The following is a 7,049-nucleotide window of genomic DNA, read 5'->3' on the forward strand; positions in this document are numbered from 1 at the left end:
AAATCACTCCTTCCAATCGGCTAAGTAACAAGCCGGGTCTTCCCCCCACAGATTACCGGAAAGAGCCTCCGCCCGAATGCGGCAGCCGCCGCATAAACTTTTATAGCGGCACTCACCGCATCGTCCTTCTAAATAAACATTTTTAGCCCGGAGTTTCGTCAAAAATTCATCATCGGTCTGCTGCCAAATTTCACTGAACCGTTTTTCCCGGACATTCCCCAAAGTGTGGTGCCCCCAAAATTGACAGGCATGAACATTTCCCCGGGGATCGACGTTTGCCATTTTCTGGCCCGCCGAGCAACCGCCGTGCATGGTAAGCAAACTTTTTACTTCCTCTACCCGCTCGGGTTGATTTTTTTCAAAGTATTGCATAATGTAAATACCGTCGGCATGATTATCCGTTGTCAGAATTTCCACCTCAATACCCCGTTGATGAAAATCAAGCGTTCTTGCCATCAAAAGTTCAATCGTCTGAACTTTTTGCTCCTTCGTCGTATCTAGCGCAGCCATTTCTTTACCCCGTCCGGCATAGACCAGATGGTACATGCAAAAACGGGGAATCTTCTCTGCCGCTACTAAATCCAGAACATCAGGCAAAGTATGATAATTGAGACGGTTGACGGTAAACCGGATACCTGTTTTATTACCGGCGGCCATTGAATTTCGTATTCCCGTCAAGGTTTGGGCAAAGGCGCCCTTGCGCCCGCGGAATTCATCATGAACGGGTTCATTCCCGTCTATGCTGACGCCAACATATTGAAAGCCGGCATCATATATTTGTTGAGCAACAGCAGGATTAATCAAAGTTCCGTTCGTCGACAATACCGGGCGAATTCCTTTTTCTTTTGCATAAGCGCCCAATTCGAACACATCGGCGCGTACCAGCGGTTCCCCGCCGGAAAACAACAGCACCGGAACTTTCATTTGGGCCAAATCATCAATAAAATCTTTCGCTTCCTGCGTAGAAAGTTCTCCCTCATAGGCCCGGTCTTCCGCTTCAATATAGCAATGCTGACAGGACAAATTGCACCGGTTGGTTATATTCCAAACTACAACCGGGGTCGCATCCGAAGAAAATTGCAGCATCTGAGGGGGCAAATTATAAGATTTCCGGCCATACTTAATAATATCCGAAACAGTAGCCGTACCGCATAGTAATTTTGTGCATCCAATCATCTACCTAACTCCTCCAGTACATCACGTATTCCTTTTTGTAAAATAAGACCTGGCATGGCGCCAAGTCTTACCGACACGGCAAGAAAAAGCTTTAAATTCCTGACTTTCCTGCAAAATAAAAGGACCTGGACCAGGCCAAGTCCTTCCGTCTATTTTATTATCTCAAATTGACGGCAAATATACAACAAAAAGATTTCGTTAAATATAAAAAATTAACTAATTATTATTTTCTGTGCCAATGATTGGTTTTTGCTACTTTTTCCATTGCACCGGTATTCTCCAAGGCATTATTCATTCCGGCAGAGGCTGCAAAATTCTCTACCAATCTGGTTGTTACCCGCAAATCGGTCAATGTACCGGGGCCCCCAACGCACCCTCCGGCACATCCCATGCCTTCCAGAAAATTAATGCTCTCTTGGCCGGTTTGCATTTTTTGCAAAATCGCTTTGCAATTAGCCAATCCTTCACAATGCTGCGGCTTTATTTTATCTTCCGCCTGCATGGCTGCGGCGGCATCTATCACTGCCTGCATAACCCCGCCGGCCCTGGCAAAAATATTGCCGTCACGGGAGGCTGCACTTTGATACGAATTTTCTTCCTCTATTTCAGCAATATTAATTCCTGCACCTACCATCATCGCCGCTAATTCTTCAAAGGTTAATACATAATGAATGATATCCGTATATTTCTTGGCCTCCGCCTTTTTGGCGATGCATGGTCCAATAAAAACAATAACGGCTTCCGGATCCTTCTCCTGAATCACTTTGCCGCTGGCAACCATGGGTGAAATTGTGGAAGAAACCGCCTCCTTACTATCCGGTAAATGTTTTTCCACCATATCGACAAAAGCAGGACAACACGACGTAGTCATAAAAGCTCTTTGTTCCGGTACGGTCTGGACAAATTCTTTGGTTTCTTCAATCGCCACGATATCTGCACCAAAGGAGACTTCTTCGACATTATAAAAGCCCAATTTTTTCAGCGCACTGACTACTTGTTTTGGTCTGACCTTCAGACCAAATTGGCCAATAAAAGCAGGTGCCAATAATGCATATACTCTTTTGGTACTTTTTAATTGTTGAATAACCTGCACCAGCACGGACTGATCACTAATGGCGCCAAACGGACAGGCCATTTTACAAGCTCCGCATTGAACGCACAAACCGTAATCGATTACCGCCCGGCGGTCGTTCCCCGCCTTGATTGCGGCAAGGTCACAAGCCCGTTCGCAAGGACGGCTGACTTCGATAATTGCGCCGTAAGGACATGACTTTTTGCACAATCCGCATTCAACACATTTATTTTTATCAATGTATGCCCGGTTCTGTACTACCATAATTGCTTTTTTCGGACAACTGGCTATACAATGGTGCGCCAAACAATTCCGGCATGCATCCGTAACGATAAATTTATCAATCGGACATTTATCACAGGCTTCCGGCATAATGTTAATTGCCGGCATATCATGGATTTGTCCTTTTAGCGCACTTTCGGCAGCCTGGTCCAGTTTAGTAAACATCGGCTGGCTCAAGGCCAGATTGATCCGGTCTTTTAAGACGGCCCGCTCTTTGTGGACGCAGCACCGGTAGCGGGGCCCATCCTCCGTTACTACCGTATTTAGAATCTCACCGATATTTTCCTGCAATGTTCCTGCAAAGGTTAATCTGGCAAGTTCAGACAATACTTTGCGACGAATTTTTACTACTTCTGTGACTTGTGACATGAATAATCCTCCTTCATTATTGCAAATTATCATCGACAATTTGCAATAACTGCTCTGGTGTAACATTAGTAAGTACAATGCCGTTAATTCTTATATTGGGTCCCTTACCACAGTTTTTTAAGCAACTGATGCCTTTAAGTTCAATGCGGGTGCGTTTTTCCGGGGGTAATTCTTCTATGGCTTCCATTAAATCCTGCGCCCCCAGCAAGTAACAGGACGTTCCCATACAAACTTCAATCACTAATGTCTGCAATCTATTCCCTCCCATAATTAGAACCATTCTATGCCGACCTGTTTCCCCCGGAACTCCAGCACGGCCTGCAATTTACTTAGGACTTGCGCCTTTACATTGATCTGGATTGGAAAATTAGGATTTTGATGGGCCGGATTTACGGCGCCACCGGCAAAAATTTCTATTTTATCGGCTTCCAATAATTTTCGAGCCAGCAAAGTTGCCCCATCCTGGCGTGATTGATTAGCCAGCATTTCCGTATTGCCTAAACGCTCCACTGCTGCATTCAGCGTTAACACTCCCTCGGTTACCAGGTCAATGCCTTCAATATGACCAATCGGCGGTATTTGAGAATCGTAGTAGGCCAAATCCACCGTCAACGGTCGCCCGGTAATACGGCTCACTATGTTGGCCGTCGTCCCGCCGGCAATGATCTTTTTTCCCTGTTGCCTTAAAAATCGTTTCACTACTTTCTCATCATTGCTCCGGCTAGCCGGCGCGCCTGCCAGTAACGTTAAATGCCGTGGCTGCCGGATCTTTACGGCAACTACTGTGGTGTCATCTCCGGGCCTGCCGAGGTAATACCCTTCACAACACCGGATCAATTGACGGCAAATCGTTTCGGCTTCCGGGTTGCCAGTGCTTTCGATTGCGAGTTGCTGCGCAACCCCTTGCCAGCCCCAGCCCAATTTTAGCAGTCCCCCAATCCCGGCATGAATTACGCCATCACTCACGGCAATAATTATATCATTTTCCTGCAATAAAAGTTGTCCTTCTTTTATTATCTTTCCTCCCACTACCTTCTCCTGCAAAGGAAACGGGACCACTTGGCCGCTGCGTACTAAGAAAGAAGTTGGGCAATCAAACTCAACGACGGTAACTAAACCCTGGTTATTAAACGTAATAATATGCATTGTCGAATAGGCAATCTTTCGCTGACGACACACCGGTAGGGTCTCCGCTATAGTATTGACAACATCTTCTAGCGGAATTCCCCGTTTCAGCATGGAGGAGGCTATTTTCGTTGTTAAAGTCGCTAATATATTCGCTTTAACGCCGCTTCCCAAACCGTCAGACAATACCATGATGGTGTCTGTGGGCGTTCGTATCAAATCTACGTTATCGCCACACAGTTCTTCACCGATTTTAGACAATTGCGCCACACCGACCTCTGCATGAAGCTGGTGCATTACTGATCCCCCTTACCTTTTATCAGCCAAATCAGTTCTAATAATGCCGATTTGGTTTCTGCCGTTGTTTCTCCCAAAAGACCGGCTATCTCCTGGGCTACATGCATTTGTTTGTTAATAATCTCCGTAGCCTTTTCCACCGTCTCCAATTTCATATGTTGTATTTCTTTTGCCTTCTTTTCGTAATCTGTTACATCCGTAAGAACCCCTAAAACAAGACCGTGCTCATAGACAGGAACTATCATTTGTTCCGTCACCAAGCCGTAAGCCGGATATTCAACCCGTTTGCCGACAATCTTCCTGCCGGCAATTGCTACCGTTAAAAAATCCGCACAGTCGATAACTTCGGTTAAACTGGTCCCCTTCACCATTTCTTTGCGTTTGTTAAACATACGTTCTGCAGCCGGATTAAATTCTTGAATTGTCATTTTATCATTCACAACAATAATCGCATTCAACGAATTATCAACAATAATATTGGCAAAAGATTCTGCTTTGGAGCGCATATACGGCACACACATTTCCGTTTCCGCCAGACCTTGATAAACGGCAATGGCTTTTTCCCGGCAGGAGTTATAACCACAGGCCCCGCAATTTTTTTCATCGGCTACAGTAAATTTTCCCGTTTGGTTCAATATGGCCCGGATTTGAGCCTCGTCAGGCTCAGGTGCCACGACCCGTTTATTCTCATGGGTAAAATGAAATTCACATTCTCTGGGAATCACATGAGGAGCACTGGCCCTACTTCGTTTAGCAAATTCAACTACTTTAGCTTTCTTAGCGGGTACACAAGAGAAACTGCCACTGACCGGGCCGGCAACACATCCTCCGGCACATGCCAGAGCCTCAATAAAACGCGGGGCTATTTCCTGCTGCGATAAGCCGTTAAATACCTCCATGCATTTTTCAATTCCATCGACCGCGATAACGTCCGTATCCGTTTCATCGTGGTGCATAAAAGACTTCAATATTCCTCCAGGTACTGGAAAGTACCGGGACCGGTCCCATGCTTCATCTAAGACCGGTTCAAAGGGCACCTCAGCTTTCGCCTCTTTCAGCCACTCCCGCAACTGTTCAAACGTAATGACAGCATCCATATCGGCACCATGCTTATCCCGCTCGGCAATTTTGGCTATGCAAGGTCCTGCAAATACTACAAAGGCGTCGGCCCCATGACGTTGTTTTATTAATTTGCCGTGCGCTGCCATAGGTGAAACAACCGGCGCCAGATTGTCCACTAATTGAGGATAATACTTTTCTATCAAATTCACAACAACTGGACAACAGGCCGATATTACTGTTTTATTACCTACGTTCAAAAACGACCTGTAATATCGCGAGACGACTTCGGCCCCAATTGCTGTTTCTTCAATTACGGCTACCCCTAAACTGCGTATTTGGGCCAACAACTGCTCCGGTCTATATTCCATAAAGTTTCCTATAAATGACGGGGCCAGGCTCATGATGACTTTTCGCCCTTCCTTAATCGCTCCCTTTACCCTGTCTAACTGGGTTTCAACCTGTTTAGCATGCTGGGGACATTCTACCACACATTTACCACACAATATGCACTTGTCTTCTACCAGCCGGGCATGCCCTCTTTCAATGCCTATGGCTTTAACCGGGCATGAACGTACACAACGATGACAGTCCTTACAATTTACTTTTTGGGTTACAATGGTCTTCATTGACTTCACACCCCAATACTTTATTCACAAAAATATCATGAACTTTTTCTTTGGCCACATTTGTAATCACTTCATCATTAATCTTTATAACTACACCTTCCGTACAACGACCCTGGCAAAAATTCCCCTCTATATCAATACTGCCTTGAACCTGATATTTTTCCATCAATGTGTTAAAAGCGCTCAAAACTCCGTGAGCACCGCGCAAATGGCATGCGCTGCCAACGCATATTGATATTTTTGTCACTGTTTCACCTCAAATCAAGTGTGATTTTTTTCACTTTTATTGTTTTCATGTCCTATTCTACCGCAAATAGTTCCTGCAAGCAATAATGATTTCTAATCAATTTTTACCATTATCTAGGGCCATCCGTCTTAATGAAAATCACTATCTCAATGTCTCTAGACAAATTATAAGCAGACACACAGGATATTTTCAAAGGATGCGCCAGCATCCATCCTTCCGAGTTATCACCATAAACCTTATATAATACAAAAACGCTTATCAAAATGATAAGCGTTTTCACAATCAGCAGCGTCCTATCCTCCCAGGCCGTTTCCAGCCAATGGAGGACACTCCGTGTCTTTGAATAGAGCCTGTGTGTCACTGATACTCTACTTTCTATTTCATGTAATCTCTATTATTGGTGTCTCTGGCTGTAAGACGGCTGACTTTCGGCGTTTAAGGGCTTAACTACTGTGTTCGATATGGGAACAGGTCATCCGTCTTAACGGGAGCAATATGTAAATACTTTTAAGCAAACTCAAGGCAGTTAGTCTGCGACATACAGGATATTTTCAAAGGATGCGCCAGCATCCATCCTTCCCCGAGTTATCGCCACAGATCCTTATAATACAAAAACGCTTATCAAAATGATAAGCGTTTTTGCGAACCGGCAACTTCCTATCCTTCCAGGCCGTTTCCAGCCAAGTACTTTCGGCGTTTGTGGGCTTAACTACTGTGTTCGGTATGGGAACAGGTGGATCCCCACAGCGATCGCCACCGGATTTTTAAGAGGTGAATCTCCCAAAGGGTATAT

At 45.2% G+C, this 7,049-nt stretch carries 6 protein-coding genes and 1 rRNA gene; all 7 read right to left on the bottom strand.

What is annotated here, in order from left to right:
• Positions 1-3 precede the first annotated feature (3 nt).
• A complete protein-coding gene (locus LUCIF_RS07140) occupies positions 4-1,176 on the bottom strand; it encodes a radical SAM/SPASM domain-containing protein (RefSeq protein ID WP_122627171.1) in 1,173 nt (390 codons plus the stop codon).
• 223 nt (positions 1,177-1,399) lie between these two features.
• Positions 1,400-2,899: a 4Fe-4S dicluster domain-containing protein gene (locus LUCIF_RS07145; RefSeq protein WP_122627172.1), complete on the bottom strand. Its 1,500-nt coding sequence runs from the start codon at positions 2,897-2,899 to the stop codon at positions 1,400-1,402.
• 16 nt (positions 2,900-2,915) lie between these two features.
• Positions 2,916-3,152, bottom strand: coding sequence for an NADH-quinone oxidoreductase subunit NuoE family protein (locus LUCIF_RS07150; protein WP_165865913.1), 237 nt, complete (start codon positions 3,150-3,152; stop codon positions 2,916-2,918).
• Positions 3,153-3,169: 17 nt separating this feature from the next.
• A complete protein-coding gene (locus LUCIF_RS07155) occupies positions 3,170-4,321 on the bottom strand; it encodes a SpoIIE family protein phosphatase (RefSeq protein ID WP_122627174.1) in 1,152 nt (383 codons plus the stop codon).
• Positions 4,321-6,009 (bottom strand): [Fe-Fe] hydrogenase large subunit C-terminal domain-containing protein, encoded by a 1,689-nt coding sequence (locus LUCIF_RS07160; protein ID WP_122627175.1) that lies wholly within the window; start codon positions 6,007-6,009, stop codon positions 4,321-4,323. The genes LUCIF_RS07155 and LUCIF_RS07160 overlap by 1 nt, the downstream gene beginning before the upstream one ends.
• Positions 5,975-6,256, bottom strand: coding sequence for an NAD(P)H-dependent oxidoreductase subunit E (locus tag LUCIF_RS07165; protein ID WP_122627176.1), 282 nt, complete (start codon positions 6,254-6,256; stop codon positions 5,975-5,977). The genes LUCIF_RS07160 and LUCIF_RS07165 overlap by 35 nt, the downstream gene beginning before the upstream one ends.
• A gap of 644 nt (positions 6,257-6,900) precedes the next feature.
• Positions 6,901-7,017: ribosomal RNA gene (gene rrf / locus LUCIF_RS07170) — 5S ribosomal RNA — on the bottom strand.
• Positions 7,018-7,049 lie beyond the last annotated feature (32 nt).

Source organism: Allolucifera butyrica (genome assembly GCF_900476375.1).
GTDB classification, from domain to species: Bacteria; Bacillota; Negativicutes; order Sporomusales; family UPPP01; genus Lucifera; species Lucifera butyrica.